At 68.9% G+C, this 21,859-nt stretch carries 16 protein-coding genes; 9 read left to right on the top strand and 7 right to left on the bottom strand.

The annotated features are described in order from the left end of the window. Both ACFYP0_RS25325 and ACFYP0_RS25320 read right to left on the bottom strand, forming a co-directional pair. A partial coding sequence (locus ACFYP0_RS25325; protein WP_386997800.1) for an nSTAND1 domain-containing NTPase occupies positions 1-3,821 on the bottom strand: 3,821 nt, incomplete at its 3' end. 1,268 nt (positions 3,822-5,089) lie between these two features. Beyond that, positions 5,090-5,242, bottom strand: coding sequence for a zinc ribbon domain-containing protein (locus ACFYP0_RS25320; RefSeq protein WP_386997798.1), 153 nt, complete (start codon positions 5,240-5,242; stop codon positions 5,090-5,092). A gap of 68 nt (positions 5,243-5,310) precedes the next feature. On the opposite strand from ACFYP0_RS25320, the gene ACFYP0_RS25315 reads away from it, so the two are divergent. Together ACFYP0_RS25315 and ACFYP0_RS25310 are read left to right on the top strand one after the other, a co-directional pair. Beyond that, positions 5,311-5,715: a polymorphic toxin type 43 domain-containing protein gene (locus tag ACFYP0_RS25315; protein ID WP_386997796.1), complete on the top strand. Its 405-nt coding sequence runs from the start codon at positions 5,311-5,313 to the stop codon at positions 5,713-5,715. A 12-nt stretch (positions 5,716-5,727) separates the two neighbouring features. After that, positions 5,728-6,141, top strand: a complete 414-nt coding sequence (locus ACFYP0_RS25310; RefSeq protein WP_386997795.1) for a hypothetical protein — start codon at positions 5,728-5,730, stop codon at positions 6,139-6,141. A gap of 65 nt (positions 6,142-6,206) precedes the next feature. On the opposite strand, the gene ACFYP0_RS25305 is transcribed toward ACFYP0_RS25310, so the two are convergent. The 4 genes from ACFYP0_RS25305 to ACFYP0_RS25290 all read right to left on the bottom strand — a co-directional run bounded on the left by ACFYP0_RS25305 (position 6,207) and on the right by ACFYP0_RS25290 (position 14,398). Next, positions 6,207-6,986 (bottom strand): transposase family protein, encoded by a 780-nt coding sequence (locus ACFYP0_RS25305; RefSeq protein ID WP_386997793.1) that lies wholly within the window; start codon positions 6,984-6,986, stop codon positions 6,207-6,209. A 966-nt stretch (positions 6,987-7,952) separates the two neighbouring features. Further along, positions 7,953-10,856 (bottom strand): AAA family ATPase, encoded by a 2,904-nt coding sequence (locus ACFYP0_RS25300; RefSeq protein WP_386997791.1) that lies wholly within the window; start codon positions 10,854-10,856, stop codon positions 7,953-7,955. Positions 10,857-10,979: 123 nt separating this feature from the next. Continuing rightward, complete coding sequence (locus ACFYP0_RS25295) at positions 10,980-11,216, bottom strand: hypothetical protein (RefSeq protein WP_355502531.1); 237 nt, start codon at positions 11,214-11,216, stop codon at positions 10,980-10,982. Continuing rightward, the gene (locus tag ACFYP0_RS25290; RefSeq protein ID WP_355502534.1) at positions 11,216-14,398 is read right to left on the bottom strand and encodes a type 2 lanthipeptide synthetase LanM family protein; all 3,183 of its coding nucleotides are present in this window, start codon (positions 14,396-14,398) and stop codon (positions 11,216-11,218) included. Before ACFYP0_RS25290 ends, ACFYP0_RS25295 begins: the two co-directional genes overlap by 1 nt. 280 nt (positions 14,399-14,678) lie before the next feature. Here ACFYP0_RS25290 and ACFYP0_RS25285 point away from each other — a divergent pair, with 280 nt between their 5' ends. From ACFYP0_RS25285 to fabG, 4 genes are all read left to right on the top strand, one after another. Beyond that, a complete protein-coding gene (locus tag ACFYP0_RS25285; protein ID WP_355502537.1) occupies positions 14,679-16,499 on the top strand; it encodes an AfsR/SARP family transcriptional regulator in 1,821 nt (606 codons plus the stop codon). Positions 16,500-16,567: 68 nt separating this feature from the next. Continuing rightward, positions 16,568-16,936, top strand: coding sequence for a hypothetical protein (locus tag ACFYP0_RS25280; protein ID WP_124855632.1), 369 nt, complete (start codon positions 16,568-16,570; stop codon positions 16,934-16,936). Then, the gene (locus ACFYP0_RS25275; RefSeq protein ID WP_124855634.1) at positions 16,936-17,400 is read left to right on the top strand and encodes a 3-hydroxyacyl-ACP dehydratase FabZ family protein; all 465 of its coding nucleotides are present in this window, start codon (positions 16,936-16,938) and stop codon (positions 17,398-17,400) included. Before ACFYP0_RS25280 ends, ACFYP0_RS25275 begins: the two co-directional genes overlap by 1 nt. Further along, entirely contained in the window at positions 17,397-18,143 is a 747-nt protein-coding gene (gene fabG, locus ACFYP0_RS25270; RefSeq protein WP_124855636.1) for a 3-oxoacyl-ACP reductase FabG, read from the top strand. The genes ACFYP0_RS25275 and fabG overlap by 4 nt, the downstream gene beginning before the upstream one ends. Here the strand turns inward: fabG and ACFYP0_RS25265 are convergent. Continuing rightward, complete coding sequence (locus tag ACFYP0_RS25265) at positions 18,115-19,002, bottom strand: SDR family NAD(P)-dependent oxidoreductase (protein ID WP_355502541.1); 888 nt, start codon at positions 19,000-19,002, stop codon at positions 18,115-18,117. The genes fabG and ACFYP0_RS25265 overlap by 29 nt on opposite strands. A 179-nt stretch (positions 19,003-19,181) precedes the next feature. Here ACFYP0_RS25265 and ACFYP0_RS25260 point away from each other — a divergent pair, with 179 nt between their 5' ends. Genes ACFYP0_RS25260 through ACFYP0_RS25250 form a run of 3 tightly spaced genes read left to right on the top strand, consistent with a single transcriptional unit; the run spans position 19,182 to position 21,786 of the window. Beyond that, the gene (locus tag ACFYP0_RS25260) at positions 19,182-20,138 is read left to right on the top strand and encodes a beta-ketoacyl-ACP synthase III (RefSeq protein ID WP_124855640.1); all 957 of its coding nucleotides are present in this window, start codon (positions 19,182-19,184) and stop codon (positions 20,136-20,138) included. A 41-nt stretch (positions 20,139-20,179) separates the two neighbouring features. After that, positions 20,180-20,434, top strand: coding sequence for an acyl carrier protein (locus ACFYP0_RS25255; RefSeq protein WP_124855642.1), 255 nt, complete (start codon positions 20,180-20,182; stop codon positions 20,432-20,434). Continuing rightward, the gene (locus ACFYP0_RS25250) at positions 20,431-21,786 is read left to right on the top strand and encodes a condensation domain-containing protein (RefSeq protein ID WP_355502544.1); all 1,356 of its coding nucleotides are present in this window, start codon (positions 20,431-20,433) and stop codon (positions 21,784-21,786) included. The genes ACFYP0_RS25255 and ACFYP0_RS25250 overlap by 4 nt, the downstream gene beginning before the upstream one ends. Positions 21,787-21,859 lie beyond the last annotated feature (73 nt).

Here is a 21,859-nt window from a genome sequence, read left to right as displayed (position 1 = left end):
GGACTAAATGTCACCGACAAGATTCTATCTACGTGATTGGGCAAAGGTATGTTGATTGGGTCAGTGCCGGTCAGGGAAACGAGATGTAAGCCGCTACTCCTCGCGACGGCCAAAAGCTTCCGGTCAGGGCTGAACGCGATGGGGCCGGAATCGAATCCCGGCGGTAGCTGGGTGGGCTTGCCCATCCGGATGCCGGTAGCGGTGTCGAACACCTGGACTTTGTCGCTCGTCAGGATGGCCAGTAGGAGACCATCGGGGCTGATTGCTATTTGATGGATGTCATTCGTCAGGACTCTGTCCGGGCGGAGCATGGTTTCATAGTGGCTTGTAGTGTCTCCGGTCTGCCGTCCACCATTGCTGTCGCGGCTCAATGGACGCCGGAGTCGCACTGCCTCCTCGCCCAGATCAGCGCTCAGAAGTTTCCCGTCAGCGCTGAAGCCCAGGGAGTTGGCCAAGTACGAGGTGTTGGCCAGCGGGCCTGCGGCTGGATCGAGAGTGGCTGGATTCCACAATCGCACTGTCTTGTCGTCGCTTGCTGTTGCCAAAAGCGCACCGTCTGGGCTGAACGCTGCCGCCCTGATGGTGTCCGTATGGCCCGACAAGGAACCATCCAGGGGCGTCTGGGTGGCGGTATCCCACACATGGGCCGTGTTGTCGGTGGCGGCGGTTATCAGGAATTTGCCGTCCGGACTGAGCGCCATCGGCGGGTACTGGTTCACATGACGGTTAAACGGCTTGCCGAGACGTTCTCTTTTCGATATGTCCCACAGCTGCACGTGGCCGTCGCCAGCTACAACGGCTAGGCGGTCACCTTTTGGGCTGAACCACGCTGATTGGTATACTTCGGCTGAGTGCGTAACAATCTCATCACGAGGCTCTTTCGTGTGATCCGGCACCGAAACAAGGACTTTTCCACTGCTACGCGGAACGGCTAACAATCTTCCGTCAGAGCCGAACACCACCGCGATGTACGCCGACTCTTCCTTTGACACCCAACGGAAGCGACCGGTGGACACGTCCCAAAGCTGGCCCCTGGAACTGCTGGTGGTCGCTAGAAGCCTGCCGTCCGGGCTGAACGACATCGTGGTGATCCTTCCTCCTTCCGGAGCGCCGCGAGGAATATCAGCGACATCACCGGTGGCAAGGTTCCACAACTTGGTGTCGCCCCCGAAGCCGGCGGCGCTGGCCAGAAATCTTCCATCTGGACTGAACGCCATGGCGTAGATCCGCTCACTGTGACCGGTCATGGGTTCGCCGACGGGACGACGGGTGGCGACGTCCCACAGTCGAATCGTGCCGTCGCGACCGCCCGCGGCGATCTGCCTTCCATCAGGGCTGAACACCACGGAGTAGACCGGCGAGACGTGACCGATGAGAGTGGAGCTCTGCTCGGTGATGAGTGAATTCATGCTACTGCGAGCCTCGTCGGTCGGAGCGACGGCCCACGCCGACAACGCGAGTCGCCGGGCCGTCGCCGGGTCATCCTGGTGGATGCTTTGACTCTGCGCCGCGAGTTGGCGGGACAGTGCCACAGCGCGTTGACGGTCGGCGTTCACCGCGTAGGTGACCGAGGCGACAGCTCCGATACAGGCAGCCAGGGCAAGAGTGACCAGGCCCGCCGTGATGGACTGCCGAATCCTGCTGCTCCGTCTCGCATGGCGGTCGCTGGCTGCGAGGAAGCTCTGCTCCGCAAGGGTCAAGGCAAGGCGCGGGCCGGCAACCGCGCTCCAATCCGCGGTGGCACGGCGCACCATGGCGAGTTGGGCTCCGCGATAGAGGAATGAGGCATCGTGGTCGCGTGCCTGCCAGGTGGCCGCATCCTGTCGGAGTTGCGCGTGGATGAGCCGATCGTTGCGATCGCCCTCCAGCCACTTGCGCAACCGAGGCCAGGCGAGCAACACCACGTCGTGGGCGATTTCAATCGACTCGACGTTGGCGACGACAAGCCGCTTCGCCGTGAAGGCGTCGAGTACGGCCTCCACCCGTCCACGGTGCTTTGCATCGGCAACGACGACAAACAGTTCCGCACGGGCGAGCTGTCGCCGGGCCGGTGCCCCGTCGGCGCCGACGGTGGTCATCCGCTCGAACAGCTGCTGAGTGATTTCCCGCTCCGGTCCGGTCAGACGGTTGTATACGTCCTCCGCGCTTGTCGCGATGACCTCGCTCACTCCTCCGGTGGCACCGTATCCGCGGCGAGTGAGCCGGTTGGACTTACACCGTTGCCATGTCAGCAGCATGGTCTGGGACAGCAACGGCAACGCTCCGGTGGCGATCTGAGCGGCTTCGGGCAGGGTGCGCAACTCCGCCAGGATCTCCTCGGGCAGACCGTCCTCCACCTGAACTCCGCAGGCCACGGCCGGACCGGTGATCGCACGCCGTAACTCCGGCACGCTCATCGGCCCGACCACGAACTGGCCGTCCTGTAACACGGGAACCAGCTCGGGATACACGGCGCACCGGTCGAGGAAATCACCGCGGATGGTCAGCAGTACCAGACCGGGTGGATGGCCCGTCGCGGAATCCGCCGTGGCGATGGCCACCAGGGCATCGATGTATGCCTGTCGGCGCTCCTGCGCGTCGCCTGGGTCGTTGGCGAGCGTGAACAGCTCTTCGAACTGGTCCACGACGAGCACGAGTCGGCCACCCGCCCGGCATGCCTCCCGGCGCTCGACGGGTAACCGGGCCGCGTGCGCCAGCACCGCCTGTCGGGCCAATAGCCGCGCCTCCGTCGGCCGCTGGCTGATCGTAAGGCGAAGCGACGCGGCGTCCACCCCGGCAAGCGTGGCCAGCTGGATCACCAGCTCGTCGATCGCTGCCATGCCGGGCGTGATGATCAGACGAGGCCAGTCCGTCGAGCCCGCCACGGCCAACTGACCCCGGGCGATTGCAGGCATCAGTCCGGCACGTACCAGGGACGACTTTCCTGCCCCAGAGGCGCCGGTCACCACAAGCATCCCGACACCGGACAGCCGTTGCTCCACTCGCCCGGTCAGCTCGGCGGTCAGGCGCTCCCGCCCATAGAACACGCCCGCCTGGTCCTCCTGGAACGGCCACAGACCACGGTACGGGGGCTGATCCCCGTCAACGACGCGGTCAGTGTCCTGCTGGGGGCGGGTCCGCTGCTCGATGACCTGGAGCCCATCCCGGATCAGCCGCAACTGGGCGCCGTGCCGGAGGTGGTGGTCGCGGTCATCGCGGCGATCGGCAGCCTGCCGATGAAGGTCACTTTGGAGCCGAGCGGTGAGTGCGCGTACATCGCCGACCATGAGACCGAACTCCGCTAGGTCCTTGGCCAGGCCCTCAAGGCCGGCGACAAACTCCGCGTGCTGATCCTGACCGAGACCGACTGCCGTGGCCGCCACGCTCTGCAGTGCGGTGATCTCACGTAGCGCCGCAGCGGTCTCACCCTCATCCCGCCCACCCGTGCCGCCATCGACATTGCCCGTGCCCGTTGAGGGGTCGCGCCGGGTGCCGGTGGTCGTGCTTGCAGGACGTTTCCGCGCGTCCTGGGTGCCCGCTTGTGGTCGGGCGTCCATGATCCGATCCCACGCCTCAGCCCACTGGCGTACCTGCGCTGCGTCAACTCCGAGGGCGACCACCAGGCGATCCAGCACGTCGGCCGGCATCAGCGTCCGTCCGGTCAGATAGTTCGCCAGACTGCTCTTCGGTATGCCGCTGGCCACCTCGAGATCCTGCAGCGAAAGACGTACCTTGCCACGGTGGCGAGCGGCGTTGATACGTAGCCGGTTCAGCTCGTCCAAGAGATCCTGCAAAGTGCGCACCGCAGCAAGGTCGTGCGGCGCAGTAGCATCGTCGGACACGAATGCAAGTTTCGTCCACCGATCCGTGGCAGGACAAGCTTTCTTGGCGGCGGCTCACCCTGGCGTGACGTTCGCGCACGGAGCAGGCCGACGGTTTTGGGGCACCCGATGGCAGTGTCCTGTTCCGGCGGGGGCGAGTTCGCGGTACGCGTACGGCAGCAGGCGGGAGCTTGGTTTGCGCAGGGCCTGTCAGCGTCGAAGGCTGCACGGGGCTGCGGGCTCGAAGACTGGTATGGCTCGCGGAAATGATAGCGGGCCGACGATGAGGACGTGTGGCGTCGCGACCAGTCCCAGGCGACGCCTCGGTTGAGGGTCAGGCCTCGATAATGGACGTCCATGGACGTCCAGGTTTCCTGGTGACGGGTTCTGCCCATGGCACGGTCGTGAGATCACGGTCGGGCCTGACAGGTGAGCAGCCGGCACTTCTGACTCATCGGGTCCGTCTACGGCCGGCATCCGAGTCGACCAGTTGGAGCTGTCATGTCACATTTCGGCGGTCGTTCACCACCTGTCGCCGCACCCAGTCCGAATGGAGCTCACCAAGGTTGACCCCAAAGGACAGCGCCGGGCATTTAGCGAATCTTCCGGCAACCTACGACAGGTGGCATACTTGCTTTCCATACAGAAATCGGGGGATCTTTTAATGCAACTCAGCAAATCCCTATCGGCGCGATTGGCCGCCATCGCGGTGGCGATTACCACCGCCTTGGCGCTCACCGTCGCATCGGCGCCGGCCGCGTCGGCAGGTCCCGCAGCCTCATTCGAGGCCCAGTCGTGTCAGTCGGAGAGCCGGGCCCTGTGGTACTACTACTGGAACTCGGCCCGCACGGAGATTCTCGACTGGCACCGACTGTGTAGCGGAGGTTACAGCCTGAACTCAAAGGGCTACGGGCTATCCACAGGCAGTTGGTCCGGATTCGTGAAGTTCGCCGACGGGGGAAGACTCCTGTTCTGCCCCTGGGAGGACTGGCCCTTCGACTCGTCATGGCCCAACGTCGTCCGGATCGAGATCTCTGCATCACATTCCTCCCACTGCCCCTAGCCACTCAACCTCCTACCATGGGTAGCGCCCGGCGCACTTGTCCGGCGGAATGCCTCACGTGAGAAAAGGCAACACGGCCCCGCGTTCCCCGGAGGAAGGCGGGGCCGCTTCTCGTGTTGCCGGCGCAGCATCCGGGCGACGGGCGCCGGGAAATGCGCCATCGCGCGGAGGATCGCGGCCACGAGCAGCCTCGGCCGTCTCCAACGGTTGCAGCGCCGCCAGGCCGCTAGGTGAGGGCGTCCTCGCGCAGGTAGACGTTGCGGGGGTGTTCGACCTCGTTGGCCAGGGCGTATTCCTGGGGGAAACGGCAGCGGTAGTAGGCGGCGCCGTGGTTGTACTGGCCTTGCATGCGTCGCTGACAGACGGCGCAGTAGATCATTCCCCGGAAGACGTAGGGGTTGCGGGCGCGGCGTTGGCGCTCCTGACGGTCGACTGCTTTTGCGCGCCATGATTAGTGGAAGCGGGCTCGGGGCGCTCCGGCAGTTCATCGGGCGCGGGGGCGTAGGAGCCGCTGCTGTGCCCCTCCGAATTGAGGTAGGTGGTAGAGGTGCTGGCGGTCTAGCCAATTTCACTCCATCTGGGGCCGAGGCTGAATTCGTGTTCGACGCAGGCTCCCGACGACTGCTCACCGGCGACGTATCAAGTGAAGGTCTGAGCGGCAGCCCGCATCAACAGTTGGCACGGTCTCTCGGAGCGAGTGAAGATACTGTTTTAGGCGGCACTATCTTCCGTGACAACGGTAGACTTGTCTTCACTGAAAACAGCGGCCACTACGGGCACCGCTGGACGGACGCGACGCGTCAACAATTTCAAAGTTCTTTTGAGCGATCAGGGTATCGACTTCGAATATAGGCCGTGGGGTTAATGGACAACTGGAAGCCGGTCATCTATCGAGGTGACGGGGCGTGGATCGGCCGGATGAAGAGCGGCGAACTCGGTGTAGGAACGGAGGAAGAGGTGCGGGCGAGCCTGAAGGCGGCTGGCCTGAGGCCGATGTGGCCTTTCATGGAGAGAGGGCTGGAGGAATTCCGCGCTGAGTTTGGCCTACGCTGGGGCGAGTTACGTACACCGGAGTTCCCCAAACTTGATCAATTGATTGCCGCAACGATAGGGACGGCATGGCGCTCAGGCAGTGAATATTGGATGATCCTTTCTGCGAGGTGGCTTGTCGAGGGTGGTCAGGTGGCGCAATTTGAGCGTTCCTTATTGGTCGAGACGCGGGCGGAGATGCTTGCGTCGGATTTGGTAAGAGAAAAAGTGCGGTCGTCGATATGGTGATTTGCGGGTTAGGCTAAGGGACGTCTCGTAACTGGGTGAAGGCGTTGCCTGGCGCGGGGCGGTGGTCAGCCGGTGAGGATGATGTTGTGGAGGTTGGCGATGCCGGAAGTGGCGTCGGCTAACGTGCGGGCGGCGCGGCGGTAGTCGCGCAGGATCTTGAAGCACTTCATCCTGGCCAGGGCGTGTTCGACCCCCGCTCGGACGGTCCGGTGTTCGACGTTGAGGGCTTCCTTCCAATCCGGCAGGTTGTTGCCGTCAGACGGCTTGCGGTACGGCATCATCACCTCGGGGTTGCCGCGGTAGCCGCCGTCGGCCATCACCGGCCGCCCGTCCAACTTCTGGTCGATGCCCGAGCTGCGGTAGACGATGGTGTCGTTGCGGTTGCCGGCTACAGGGTCGCCGACGGCGATGACCAGGCGAGTGCTGGCGTCGATGGCGACCTGCAGGTTCGTCGAGTACCGGTAGTTCTTGCTCCGGGCGGCCAGGCGGTGATCGCGGGTCGGGACCAGCGTCCCGTCGACGATCGCGATCTGCTCGACCGGCCGCTTGCGCACCGGCGCCAGGGCCAGCAGCGGGCCGAGGGTGTCGATGACCCGATGCGCCGCGGAGTGCGACACCCCGAACAGCGGACCGATCTGGCGCATCGTCAGGTTCGTACGCCAGTACGCGGCCACCAGCAACACCCGATCCGGCAGGTCGAGGGCCCACTGCCGACCCGGCCGGCCGTCGGCGATGCCGTCACCGCCACGTTCGGCGACCAGCCGGACCAGCGTGCGGAACTGGGCGGGCTGCAGCCCGGTGAACGGGAAGATCCACTCGGGGTGTGCTGCGGTGATCACCTGCACCCAGGAATCCTGCCCGACCATCCTCAACAGACAGGCGCCAGGGTTACGAGACGTCCCTTAGCGGTGCGTCCGGGTTGCCGTCGTCGTTGCCGTCACGGATGCGAACATATGCACTCCGGTCGATTCGCGTCGTTTGACCGTCGACAGGGCTTGGAGGAGAACTTTCGGTGGCGCGCTGCATGGCGGTGCGCCGGCGATCCCCGGAAGCAACTGCTGAGGGGTGGTTGGCGAAGGGATCGTCCGGGCCTCCGCTCCGTGAGCCTACCTATCCGGGTTGGTGAGTCCGCCCAGATGGGCGTGCACGCGAGGCCGTAGGCCATAGCGCGTGCGCGAGACCCGGCTTCGGCCGGGCCGTCTTGATTCTGTATAGCGGATTTGAGCCCAACTTCGATCTTGGGCTACTCAGTCTTGGCCGGCTGCCGCAGATTCGGTCAGTACGCACACCGTAAGACGCGCAGGCCTCCGGCGGCAGAGGAAGCGGGTGCGTTCAGACCTGGCCGCGCCCTGGGTAGGCCCCCCGTTTACCCCCCCGAAAACCCCCGGCTGAGGTTGACAACCAGTGATAAAAAGCGACCACTGCTTGTTCGTGTCTGTGCAGTTCAGTGCCCATGTCTGATAAGTCAATGACAATGCCCTGATGGCTACGGGCGGTAACAAGGGGTCGTCGGTTCAAATCCGGCCGTCCGACAGCTTAAACCTTGACCAGTGGAAACCCTGGTCAAGGTTTTAAGTTTGCCTATGGGGTTTTGAACCGCCCCCGGAAACTCCCCATCTACCGGGGTCGGCAACCAGGTTCGTCGTTCAAGGGGGACGATGGGAACCGGTTCTTCGCCCGCACCTGAAGTGAGGCTGGTCCGTCAGGCCGGCAGCAGACACTACGAGCTGTCTGCCAGGATGCCGCGCAAATGACCAGCATCGGCGTCAACGGCTGCCGACGTGGCCAGCGCCAGGAAGCTCAGGGACCCGTCAGCCACTGTCGAAATCGGTCGCGATATCGCTCAATGCGATCCGGTTTGGCCCGCCGGTCTTGGTGATGAGGCTGGAGACGTGCCGCTCCACCGTGCGCGGTGACAGGTGTAGTCGCTCGGCGATTTCGCGATTGCTCAGCCGGCCGGTGAGCAGCTGCAGCACCTCCCACTCCCGTACCGTCACGCCCGCCGCCCGCAGCTCGGGTGGGATCTCTGCGGCACCGCGCCGACGTTGGGTGACCCGCGCGCCAGCTTGGCGCAGCAGCGTGCGACACGCCACGGCGACCGGCGTGACCTTCGCCTGGTGGAAGTAGTTTTCGGCGGCACGCAGCCACTCCACGGGGGTGCCCCAGCCATCGGCGAGCGCCGACTCGGCGACCAGCCGCAGGGCGAGGTGTCGCCCCATCGCGTACAGCGCGCCGACCTCCATGGCCTCGGCCAGGGTGGCGGTCGCGGCGTCGTGCTGACCCGCGCGGCCAAGCAGGACCGCCCGGGCGAAGAGAGCGAACTGTCGGTCCCACCGGAGCTGGCTCGCCGGTGTGCCCACGATCGCCTCGTACGCCGAAAAGCTGACCTCGCCGGCCATCGCCCGCAACAGCAACTGGAGGCCGAGCCGTCCACCGAGGTGGAACACGGTCGGGTTCGTCTCCTCCGCCCGTACCGCCAGGGACAGCTCGTCCAGCGCCCGCGGGCGGTTCTCCTCCAGCAGCGCGCAGAACGTGCCGGCCAGCCCGTGGACCCGCTGTGTGTGCAGGCTCTCGTCACCGCCCCAGCGCCGGAACTCGGCGAGCGCGTCCTGCATCTCCACCCGCCGGCCCTGGTGGGCGGCGAGCACCGCGCTGAGCAGCAGCACGTACTGGGTGGTCTCCATCAGCTTCAGGCGGGTCGTCGCGGTGAGGACCTGGTCGATCAGGTTCTGTGCGGCCGGGTACTCGCCGCGCATGATCAGGTGCAGCGCGATGCTCGCCTCGGCCTGCTGGCGGGCAGTCACCGCCCCGGCTCGCAGCGCTCGTTCCCGGGCTTGTTCCAGCCGGTCCAGTGTGCCGTGTAGCAACGCGTCGTCGTTGCCGAGCCGGATCAGCGCGTGGACCTCCCAGATCGGCAGGCCGTGCTCGGCGGCGATGGACCGTGCCTGCTCCAGGCAGCGGGTAGCCTCGGCCGGGTCGCGATGCCGGACGAGCGCACCGAGCAACTGCCAGGCCTGACAGGCCACCACCGGCAGCGGCACGGCGGCGCCGACCGTGGCGGCCCGGCGGGCCAGGGTCTCGGCGACCTCCATCTGGTCCCGCCCTGGCGTGTCCAGGGCCAGGTGTGCGGCGACGACGTCGATCGGGGCTTCGTCCTCCGCCGCGGGGTCCGGGCCGAGCAGCTCACGGGCAATCTCCACCTGGGCCAGCGCGTCGGTCAGCTCCCCGGCCAACACCGCGGTCCAGGCCAGCCGGGTGTGCAGCCTGGCCTGCCGTCGAGCGGGGAGACCGGCCACCTGGTCCGGACTGTTGACCAGCTCCAGTGCCCGCCGGACCAGGCCAGCCTCGCCGAGGGACTGCAGGAGTGTCTCCAGGGTGTCGGCGCGGGCCTCGGCCGGCCCGTCGGCCTGGAGCTCCCAGGCCCTGTCGAGGAGTGCGACGGCCGAGGTGGCGGCACCCTGCGCGAGGGCCCTCCGGCCGGCTTCGCCAAAGAGTCGACCGGCCAACAGGGCGTCGCCGGTCTCGACGCGCAGGGTGGCGGAGATCTGGCACCACTCACCGGGCAACTCCGGGTGGACCTTCGCGACGGCCTCGGCGACGGTGTGGGCCAACTCCCGCCGGGTGGCCGGCTCGACCAGGGCGAGCAGAGACTCGCGGGTAACGCGGTGCCGGAAGGTGTACCAGTCGGTCAACTGGTCGTCCGGTGCCACCAGCTGGGCGACGATGTCGCCGTGCAGATGGTTGAACAGGTCGCGGTCGCTGAGCCCTGTCGCCGACTGCACCACGGCCACCGAGAAGCGTTGCCCGATCAGGGCGCCGCAGGACAGCAGCTCCCGGGCCTGCGGGCTCAGCTTCTCGATCCGGTGCGCCATGCTTCTGGCGAAGGCGGTGGGCAGCGTGGTGGGCGCCTCTGGAGTGACGAGCCACCCCTGTGGACCGTGCCGGAGCAATCCGTTCTCCACCATCGCCGCGAGGATCTCCTCGATGAGGAACGGGTTGCCGCCGCTGCCGCCCCAGAGCAGCTCGGCCGCGGCCGTGGGCAGCTCATCCGCCGCCACGCCGAGGCATGCCCCGGCCATGGCGCGCAGGTCCTCGGGCCCGAGACCGCCCAACTCGATCACGGTGCACCGGCCGCGGCGGGCTGCTGCCCGAGCGACCTCCAGCGCGGGGGAGTCGTCCGCCCGGAGGACGCCGACCAGCAGGGTGGGCTGCTGGTCGAGGTTGTCGATCAGGTATTCGACCACCATGAGCGTCTCGGCGTCGGCGTCCTGGAGATCGTCCAGGACCATCAGGCAACCGCGGTCCTGGCCGGCGAGACCGGTCAGCCGGAGCACCGCCTCGGCCAGGATCACCACCGATCCGGTCTCCTGGTCGGCGGGAGGGGTGCCCCAGTCGGGCACCAACCGGCCGAGGATCGGCCCGTACGGGCCGAGCGCCGCGATGTCCACAGTGGACGATCGGAGCAGGGAGAGCACCGCCTCGGTGAGCGGGCGCAGCGGCACTCCGGTGCCGAGTGCGCTGGCCCGCCCCCGCAGCAGACTCATTTCGGCGGTGTAGGCGGACTCGGCGGCCGCCGCGGCGAGCCGCGACTTGCCGACGCCGGCCTCTCCGACGATGAAGACCGCGCCCCCGCGCCCGACGCGGGCAGCCTCGATCATGCCGATCAGCACACCGAATTCCGCATCTCGGCCGACCAGGACGCGTGATCGTTGCACGGCGGCAACGATAGCGAGGCACTTCATCGATGACCAGGGTCAGACAGCAGGCGCACCGAGCCTGGCGGGATTATCGTCCGACCGGACTGATCGCCGCGCTGACCGGGTGGTTTCCGCCCAGGGTCACAGAGCGAAGGTGGGGCAGCAGGTGGTGAGCGGGGCGGCGGCGTCGACGGTTCCGGCGTCGCCAGCGACAAGGTGTCCCACCAGGAGGCCCACCGGAATGGCCAGACCGGCCAGGGCCGCCGTACGCAGGCCGAAGGCCACCATCGGGCTGACCTTTGGCTCCCCGGCGGGGTTCGGGTCCTCAAAGTGGGCGGTCTCGACGTGGGTGACGTCGGCGGTGAGCTGTTGAGACATCATTGTTCTTCTCTCCTCGTGGTGAACGGGTTGGTGAGCGACAGCCAGTCGGGTCCGGTTGGCTGTGGGGTGGGTTCCAGGAGCAACGCGGACGGAATCCGTGCGGCCAGGGCGGAGCGCAGCAGTCCGTAGCCGATGCCGGCGAGGCCGGTCAGCAGTCCCGGTGTGAGCACTCCGTCGGGTGTGCCGCAGTAGCGCGTCTGCCATTGCAGGGAGTTGAGGAGCAGGGTGGTCCGCTGCCGTAGCGCGGCGGCGGCCGCAGGGCCAGCCGACCCCGCGGCCAGCACGGTCAGCGCCTCACCGATACCGGACTCGCCGTGGCAGATACTCAGGTCGCGGGACAGCGGCCGATCGGCCAAGCGCCGGACGAGGTGAGCCAGCGCGTCCGGGTCTGTGGTGGGCGAGGTGCCCGCCTCGTGTCGACCGGCGAGGGCGAGTGCCAGGCCGGCGGTGCCGGTACACCACCCGGACGACCTGGTCGGGGTCTGCCGGGCGTGCCGCAGGGCTTTGTCTGCCGCGTCCGCATGCTGCGGTGAGCCGCCGCCGACGTCGACGAACCGTTGCAGGGCGTACGCGATGCCGGCCGTGCCATCGGCGAAGCCAGCCGGACTGGCGGGGTGATCGGACACGGTCGTACCGGCCAGCTGGTCGGCGCAGGTCCGGGCCAGCGCCGCCGCCCGATCGAGACCCAGCTCGGCGTGGATCGATGTCATCGCGGCCAGGCAGCCGGCCCTGCCGGTGGCCCAGTCGTCGGTGGTGGAGCCGGCGACCGCGACCTCGGCGAGTTCGACAGCCGTGTCGACCCACCGACCGATCTCCGGGTCGTCGAGCAGCACGGCCAACCGAGCCAGCCCGTAGGCCAGTCCGCCGAGGCCGTGCAGCCCGCCACAGCCGATCGCCCTGACCAGCTCGGGTCGATCCGAGAGCAGACGCAGTAGCCCCGGCGTCGCGGCGACCGCCCGACGGGCCACGTCGCCGTAGCGGGCCACGCCGCTGATGTGAGCGAGCTGGCCGAGGAAGAGCGCCACGCCGAGGTACCCGTTGGCCAGGCCGGCCCCCATCGGGAGCAGCAGCCACTGCCGGTTGTCGACGAGCTCCAGGCCGAGCCAGTTCACGCGGTCCCGGCCCGGTGCGCCACGGGCGACGATCTGGTCGGCGATCGCACAGGCTGCCGAGACCAGCCGTTCGGGTGGGGCGGCGATTCCGTGCGACGCACCCTCCATTGGCGCCGTGTCGCCATGCGCGCCGACCGGCCGGCGGGTGGCCAGGCTGGCCATGATGACCCACTCCTGGTCCTGCCGGTCGGCCTCGCCGAGCCCGGCGATCCGGTCCAGTGCCGCGTCGACGCCGCTGCGGTACAGCGGCACCGCGGTCGGCTCCCCGTCGGCTGCCAGCTGGGGGCTGTCGGCCCGGGCGTGGAAGTACGGCACGTCACCGCGCCACAGGGCCGCGATCTCGTGGCGGGCGAACATTGGGTCGCCGGGCAGTGTGGTCCGGCCGCAGAGCCGCCCGAGGAAGCGGTCCCGGTCCAGACCGTCGCGCAGCAGGCTCGGATGGGTGGCCTCGTCGAGCAGCGTCCGGTAGGCCCAGGTAGGCCGCACGACGAGTCGCACCGTCATGGCCGACGACGCCTTGACCAGCTGGGCGAAGTCCCCGCGATGGGCCTCGATTGCTTCGTAGCCGAGCCGGAAACCCGCCAGCATCGCCGCCTCGTGGTCCTCCGGATCGATCACCCGGTCGCCGAGCCGGGGCCGGTTCGAGGCACCGTCGAAGGTGGACGCGCGACGTACCAGGCGCATCTGGTCTGTGCCCGGGTCCGCCCAGTCGATCTGACTGACCGGGCTCTGCCGGCCCTCGTCGCCGCCGGCGCCGGACAGGTCCATGATGCCCTGCTCACCGACGACGATCAGCGGCAGCAACGCGGTTCGGTGCACCGAGGCGGCGAGCAGGTCGGCGGCTGGATCGCCGCTCTGGGTTGCGGGCCGCCAACTGGGGCTGAACAACGTCTCGGCGTCGATGGCGACGGGGTCCTCGCCGCTGGCGATCACGTTCTCGTAGTGCAGATCGGTGGTGTTGAGGGCGTGGGCGAGCGCCAGCAGCGCACCCTGTCGTCGATAGAAGCGGTCCGCGCCGTCCGGGTCGGCCAGCGGTGCCGCGGTCACGAACTCGGTCCAGCCGTACTCCGGACGGACCAGGCAGGCGGCCGTCCGCATGCCGACGGTGGGCACCATCCGGTTCATCCAGCCGACGAAGGCCGCCAACCGGTCGTCGTAGGTGAGATCCCGGGGCTTGTAGACCAACCGCCGGCCGTCGGCGAACTGGACCACGGTGGTGGTCCGGCCGGCCCGGTGCGGGTCACCCCGCCTGTCGTCGACGGCCACCAGTGGGCCGGGGTCCACGCCGCCCAGGAGGTTGTCGACCAGGCAGTCCCGGTCGGCGGTGTACCGGGCGAGCAGCTCCAGCATCGCGTCGGTGGCGTGCGCGGTGGCCTGCCCAAGCAGCCTGGCCAGGACCGGAAGATCGGTGAACAGCGCAGCCAGCCCTGCCGGGGTGGCAAGCTGGCGGACGAAGCCGATGAATCGGGCGCGACTGTCGGCACCCTGGAGGAGGCCGGCGATCCTGCGGCGGTGCAGCTCCTCGACGAAGGTACGGGCGGCCAGCGCGGCCAGACGCCGTTCCAGGGCGGCCCCCAACGCGGCGTCCAGCGCGCCCAGGTCGACCTGGGCGTCGGTCACCGGGCCGGAGCCCCGGCGGAAGCGAGCCCTCGCCTCGTCGACCAACGGGCGCAACGGCAGGGCGAACGCCGCCCTCCAGTCCGCTGGGACCGGCACCGACGGAGGCGGTGCGGCGGCGTGCACCGCGGACTCGATCAGGACCGCCCAGGGCGGTGGGTCGACTCGCGCGGCGAGGTGCTCGTCGTCCTCGGCGAGGAAGGTGAGCAACCGGTCCTCGTCGACGCCCAGCTCGCCCAGCCGGACGTCCAGCTCCGGCCCACGGTCGGCCCGCCACAGATCCAGCCGCGACCGTGCGTGCCCGAACCGCTCGCTGTCCACCGGGTCGGTGCCGCCGCCGGCGGTCACCCGCTCGTGCAGCGCCAGGCCCCGCATCCACCAGCCGCGGCGGAGTCGGGGCGACTCGGCCGGAGCGAGGCTGGGTGGGCCGTCGACGTCCGTGGTGTTCATCGAGTTGAGGGTGCCAAGCGACGACGGGTATCTCATGCGTGGGATCCACCCAAATTCTTGTCGGTCCGGCTGGTCGCCGCAGTTTGCGCACTGTCCGGTGCGGTCCGGACGACAGTCGGTGATGACCGCCCGGAGGGTGGGGACCGGAGGCCGGTGTCGGTGGTGTGGCGACAACACGCGGGTGCGGACGACGGAACTTGGGTGGCGGGCACAGATGTGTCGATGCGCGGCGGTGGTCGACTCTCCGACTGTTCGTTGGGCTGACCCGATCGGAGCGACTGTGGAGTTTCGCGTACTGGGGCCGGTGAGCGCCTGGCGCGACGGCGGCGAGGTCCCGCTGGACGGCGCCAAGCAGCGCACCGTCCTGGCTGTCCTGTTGCTCGCCCGAGGGCGAACAGTCTCCGACACGCGTCTCTGCCAGCTGCTGTGGGACGAGAAGCCGCCGGCGACATTCGCCGCCCAGCTCTACAACTACGTCTCCCGGCTGCGGAAGTATCTCGGCGACGACGTGGAGATCGTCCGGCAGTGGTCCGGGTACCTGCTGCGGATGCGCGACAGCCGACTCGACATCGAGGAGTTCGAACGGCTGGCCGGACTGGGTCGGGACGCACTGCGCTCCGGCCGGCACGAGGAGGCCGCGCGGGACCTGCACGAGGCGCTCGCGCTGTGGAGCGGAGCGACGCTCAGCAACGTCACCGACCACCTCATCGAGGCGGAGTCGCCCCGGATGGCCGAGGTGCGGATGGCGGCCCTGGAGGATCGCATCACGGCCGACCTGATGCTGGGCCGACAGGCCGACCTGGTGGTGGAACTGAGCGATCTGGTCGCCGCGCAGCCGCTGCACGAGTTGCTGCGCAGCCATCTGATCACGGCGCTGCTGCGATGTGACCGCCAGGCCGACGCGCTGGCCGTCTACCACCAGGGCCGGCGGGTCCTCGCCGACGAGTTGGGTGCCGATCCGGGCCTGGCCCTCGCCGAGGCGTACCAGACGGTGCTGGCCGGCCCCGGGACGCCCGACGCCGCTGTCGCACCGCGGCCCGGACCGGGCTGGCGCGACGTCCGACCGGCGATGCTGCCGCCCGGGGCGCAGGACTTCTGCGGCCGGAAGCAGGAGCTGCGGGCGCTGGCCGGGCTGCTCGCCGAGACGTCGCCGTCCGCTCCGCAACGGACGCTGCTGACCGGGATGGCCGGCGTCGGCAAGTCGGCGCTGGCGCTGCGGGCCGCGCACCTGTGCAGCAGCGACTTCCCGGACGGGCAGCTCTACGCCGACCTCGGCGGCACCCGGGGCAACGCCATCGACCCGGGCGACGTGCTGGGCTGGTTCCTCCGGAGCCTCGGCAATGCCGAGGAGGCCATCCCGAGGCGCCTCGACGAACGCGAGTGCCTCTACCGCAGCCAGTTGGCCGGCCGGCGGGTCCTGGTGGTACTCGACAACTCTGCCAGCTATCCGCAGGTCCGCCCGCTGTTGCCCGGTGACCCGTCCTGTCGGGTGATCCTGACCTGTCGTGGCCGCCTCTCCGAGTTGCCCGGTGTCACCCGCGTCGAGGTGGGCATCCTCGACCCGGCGCAGGCGCTGGAGCTGTTCGCCACGATCGTCGGCTCGCCGCGGGTGGCCGCCGAGCCCGGTGCCGCACACCGGATCGTGCAGCTGTGTGGGCGGCTCTCGATCGGCATCCGGGTGGCTGCGGCGCGACTCATCGCTCGGCCGCACTGGTCTCTGGGCTACCTCGCGCAGCGGCTGGCCGACGAACGGTTCCGTCTCAACGAACTACGGCTGGGGACGCTGGACGTGCGGGCCCGCATCGAGGGCAGCTACCAGGAACTGGAGGTCGAGAGCCAGGTCGCGCTGCGCCGGCTGGCACTGCTGAAGACTGCCGACTTCCCGATCGGCGCCGCCGCCCGGGTGCTCGGCGTGACGCCCCGGGTGGGGGAGGAGGTGGCCGAGAGCCTGGTCGACGCCCGGCTGCTGGAAATCGCGGGCTCGGACGGCGGGCGGCGGCAGCGACACCGCTTCCACGACCTGGTGCGGGTCTTCGCGCGGGAGAAGGCCGACCCGGTGGACCACCGCGTGGTGACCGCCCGATCGGCGTTGCCGGTGTAGCCGCGCCTGCGCCTCCGCGCGCTCCCGGCGTATGGAGAAGATATAGCCGGTGCCAGCACGGTCAGTGAGTGACCATCCTGATCCCGCCCGAGTGCGCGACCAACGCGCGGATCGACCTCGACCACGCCAGCGGGGACGAGATCGTCGGCCGAGTTCGGCCCGACCGGGACGACCCGGTCTTCGCCGGGCACTATCCCGGCTTCCCCCTGCTGCCCGGTGTCTACATCGTCGAGTATGTGCACCGCGCCGTCCTCGCGGCGATGCCGTCGGAGATCCTCGCCGAGCTGGTGTCCTGCCGGTTCCTCCGAACGATCGATCTCGACGACGAGCTGGTCATCACCATCCGGCGCGACGGCGGGCTACGCCGGGGCACGGTCGCCGTGTCCGGTGTACCAGCCGCCGAGGTGGTGTTGCGCTATCAGGAAGGAAACCCTTGATGCTCGACCGCGACGACATTCGACGGCTCATCCCGCACCGACCACCGATGCTCCTGGTCGACGGAGTCAGCGAACTGGTACCCCGAAGTCGGCTGGTGGGCAGTTACACGGTGACCGGGACCCGGCCGCTGCCGACCGTGCTGCTGTTGGAGTCGTGGGGCCAGGCGGCATTGGTGCTGATCAGGCACGACCGGCCGATGCCCACCGTACTGACCGACGGAGTGCCGATCGCGGGTGCGTTCGAGGGGATCCGCTTCGGCCGGCCGGTGCTGCCCGGTGAGACGGTCGAGCACCGGGTCGAGCTGATCCGGCTGATCGCCGACACGGGTTTCGTGCGGGGCGAGAGCGTGGTCGGTACCGAGGTGGTCATGCAGGTCGGTCGTCTGGTCGGCGCGGTACGCCCGGCCGCTGCGCTTCGCCCCGCCGTCCCGGCCGGGGTCCCCGACGTCAAGGAGTCGACATGAGTGACATTCGACGACCGGTCGCCCTCGTCAGTGGCGGATCCCGAGGGATCGGTCGGGCCGTGGTCCGGCAGCTCGCCGCAGACGGGTACGACGTGGCTTTCTGTTATCAGAGCAACCGGGAGGCCGCCGAGAAGGTGGCCGCAGAGGCGCTGGAGACCGGTGCCCGGGTGCTGGCCCGGCAGGTGGACGTCGCCGATGCCGCGCAGGTGCGCGACTTCGTCACGGGGGCGGAGCAGGACCTGGGCGAGATCGCGGCACTGGTGACTGTCGCCGGGATCATCCGTGACCGGCCGTTGGCGATGATGGCCGACGAGGACTGGCAGTCGGTGATCGACGTCAACCTCGGGGGTGTCCACAACGTGTGCCGGGCGGCGATCCGCCGGATGATGCGGCGTCGTGGTGGCGCCATCGTCACGGTGTCCTCGGTGGCCGGCATCACCGGCAGCCCGGGCCAGACCAACTACTCGGCCTCGAAGGCCGGCATCATCGGCTTCACGAAGGCGCTGTCGAAGGAGGTCGGCTCGTACGGGATCCGGGTCAACGCCGTGGCCCCGGGCTTCATCGAGACCGACATGCTGAACGACCTGCCGGCCGGCCTGGCCGTGGGCGTCCAGCAGCGGACCGCCCTCGGCCGGCTGGGCCAGGCGGAGGAGATCGCCCCGGTGGTGACGTTCCTGCTGTCGGAGCGGGCCTCCTACCTGACCGGGCAGGTCGTCACAGTTGACGGTGGTCTGACGTTCTGACCCGCTGCGCCGCGAGCCGGGTCCGCATGGCCTCCAGGCGGACCTGGCTCGCCTGCGTCCGGGCCCGACGCGCCGTGATCCGGGGATAGGCCGTGCCGAGCAACCGGGTGAGCAGGTCGACCCGTCGCGCGTCCGCCCCGACGATGATCTTCACCCGGTTGCGCCGGACCCCGCGCAGGATGAGCCGTGCGGCCTGCTCGGCCGAGGTCGTCGCCTCGCGGGCGAAACGCTCCCGGATCCCGCCGTAGCCGAGCCCTTTCGCTGCCCGGGCGTTGCTGAAGATGTCGGTCCGCACCTTGCCCGGGTAGACGCAGCTGACCTTCACCGGCACGTCGCCGACCCGCATCTCCTGCAACACCGCCTCGGTGAAACCCCGGACGGCGAACTTGGCCGCGTTGTACGCGCTCTGCGCAGGCGCCGCGGTCAACCCGTACATGCTGGAGATGTTCACCAGGTGGCCCTGGGACGCGACGAGTAGCGGCAGGAACGCCCGGGTGCCGTGCACCACGCCCCAGAAGTCGACGTCCAGCACCCACCGCATGTCGTCCCACTCGGCCTCGGTGATCGAGGCCAGCAGGGTCACCCCGGCGTTGTTGATCACCAGATCGGCACCGCCGAAGTCGGCGCGTACCTCCTTGGCGTGGGCCTGCACCGCCAGCCTGTCGGTGACGTCCAACCGGTAGGTGCGGACCTCGGCTCCCCGCTCGGCGCAGCTCGCCGCGGTCTGCGCCAGACCCTCCTCCGCCGCGTCGGACAGGGCCAACCGAGCGCCCTGGGCGGCCAGTTCGACCGCCAGTGCCCGGCCGATGCCCGAACCGGCTCCGGTGACGACCGCGACCTTTGCTCGGAACTCCTCCATGCGCGCTCCCTCGGAATCGGCGTGCCCGCCTGCGGCGACACACGTCCGCCGAACGGTCCGGTGCCGGGCTATCTCTTTTCCATACCGGGCGCGATGTAGAGAAGTTATGAGAGCCCCGCCGAACACTGCCTCCGGACGGTGCCACCAGGACGCCGACCAGGCGTGGTGCGGAGGAGGCGATGGCACAGATGACAGGTGCGGCAATCACCGGGCTCGGGGCGTACCGGCCGAGCAGGCTGATCACCAACGAGGAGATCGCCGAGGAAGCCGGGGTGACTCCGGAGTGGATCGAGGAGCGGACCGGCATCCGGTCGCGCTACCGGTCCGGGCCGGAGGAATCCGTGACAATGATGGCCGCCGAGGCCGGCGGGAAGGCGTTGGCCATGGCGAACGTCGACCCGGCCGACGTGGACCTGGTCATCCTCGCCTCGGCGACGAAGAAGGACCGCATCCCGGGCGGGGCGCCCGAGGTGGCCAGCCGTATCGGCATCACCGCCACCGGCGCGTTCGACCTGAACGCAGCCTGCGCCGGCTTCGCCTACTCGATCGGCATCGCGGCCAACGAGATCCGGATGGGCAGCGCCCGCAACGTGCTGGTCGTCGGAGCGGAACAACTGAGCAGGTTCATCGACCCGGAGGACCCGGCGACGTACGTCATCTTCGGTGACGGTGCGGGTGCCGCGGTGGTCTCCCCCGCGGAGGTCGACGGCATCAGCCCGACAGTGTGGGGCAGCGACGGCGCGCGGTCCGACATCCTCGGCACCAAGTGGGACGCCAACGGCCGCGAGTTCGCCAAGATGGACGGCCCCCTGGTCTACCGGTGGTCGACCAAGAACGTGCCGAGGGTGGCCCGCAAGGTGTGCGCCCTGGCCGGTGTCGAGCTCTCGGACATCGACTGGTTCGTGCCGCACCAGGCGAACCTCCGCATCGTCGACCAGTTGGCCGAGATCCTCCAGATCCCGGACGAGAAGGTCGCCAAGGACATCATCGACACCGGCAACACCTCAGCCGCGTCGGTGCCGCTGGCGCTCAGCCGTCTGTACGAGAGCGGTCAGACCACCCCCGGCGACCGCGTGATGCTGCTGGGCTTCGGGGCGGGACTGGCCTACGCCGGTCAGCTCATCCGGATGCCCTGACCACTCCGATCACGACCCCTTCCTTCGAAAGGACAAGCACCATGACGCTGACCGTGAACCAGGTGTCCCTCGACGTCGTATCGCTCACCCGCAAGCTGATGACCGAGAACGTCGACCGGGAGATCAACGTCGGCGACACCTTCGTCGAGCTCGGTCTGGACAGCCTCAAGCTCGTCGACCTGCTCGCCGCCGTGGAGACCCACTTCGACATCGAGGTGCCGGACGAGATGGTCGGCAGCTTCGCCAAGGTCCAGGATCTCAGCGACTTCGTCCTCTCCGCCCGGTCTGCGGTGTGACCGAGGACGTCCGGGAGTTGTCGGTAGGGCAGCGGGCGCTGTGGCTGGTCCATCGGCTGGCCCCGGACAGCCCGGCCAGCAACGTGGTCCACGGGCTGCACGTCGAACCCCTGCTCGACCCGGACGTGGTACGCCGGGCGGTGGCGGCGGTGCGATCGCGCCACGACCTGCTCCGGTCCCGGTTCGTGCAGACCGAGCATGGGCCGGTGCGGGTCGTCGATCCCGACCTCGGGTGCGAGGTCGAGGTCCACGATGTTCCCGACCTGGACGACGACGGGCTGTTGCGCCGCTGCCAGGAGTTCGGCGACCGGCCGCTCCGGCTCGAGCGGGACGGTCCGATGCGGGTGGCGCTGCTGCGGCGGCGTACCGACTGCGTGCTGGTGGTGGTCATCCACCACATCGCCACCGACTTCCACTCGCAGCGGATCGTCTGGCAGGAGTTGGACGCCGCGTACGGGGCGTTGCAGGCCGGGCGGCCGGTGGAGTTGCCGCCGGTCTCCGGCAGCTACGACGACTTCCTGGCCCGGGAGCGGGCGGCGCTGGCCGGCGAGCGCGGCGAGCGGCTGCGCGCGTACTGGGATCGGGTCTGCGACGGTGCCACGGCGGCCACCCTTCCGACCGACCGGCCTCGTCCGCCGGTGCGTTCGTTCCGTGGCGGCGCGTTCAGCCAGGAACTCCCGGACGACCTCGCCGCCCGGCTGCGGGAGACCGCGGCGGCGGCCGGGGTGACGCCGTACGCGGTCGTGCTCGCCGCGTTCCAGGCGACGATGTACCGCTACACCGGTCTGGGGGAGTTCACCGTCGGTTGTCCGGCGTCGCTGCGCCGGGGAAGGGCGCTGCGCGGGGTGGTCGGCATGTTGATCAACACGATCGCGTTGCGGGGGTCGTTCGACGCGGACACCACGTTCGCCACGGCGATCACCGCGGCCGGCCGACAGTTGACCGACGCCGTGGCCCACGCCGCCTACCCGTTCCCGCTGCTCCGATCGGGCCGACGTAACCAGGATCCGCCGGTGCGGGTGACCGTCACCCTGCTGGCTCACCAGCACGGCGACAACTACACAAGCCAGCGGCACGCGTTCGCCGGGCACCAGATCCGGCTGCTGGACATCCCGTACGACGAGGGCCAGTTCGACCTGTCGACGACCCTCACCCAGTACCAGGACGGCCGGCTCCAGGCGGAGTTCGGTTACGACACCGACCTGTTCGACGAGGCGACCGTGCAGCGGCTGGCCGGGCACTTCCTCCAGATGCTGCGGGTTGCCTGCACGACGCCGGAGACGGTGGTGTCCCAGGCGCCGATGGTCGACGAGGCGGAACTGCGCGAACTCCTGGCGCTCGGCACCTCATAGACCGGCGCGGCGTGGTCCCGTGGCGCCTCTGGTGCCACCGGGACGGTGTGCCCGCCGTACGGGCCGGGTCCGG

Origin of the sequence: Micromonospora arida, assembly GCF_042873195.1 — a bacterium.
GTDB lineage: Bacteria > Actinomycetota > Actinomycetes > Mycobacteriales > Micromonosporaceae > Micromonospora > Micromonospora arida.
This window is presented reverse-complemented; position numbering and strand designations above follow the sequence as displayed.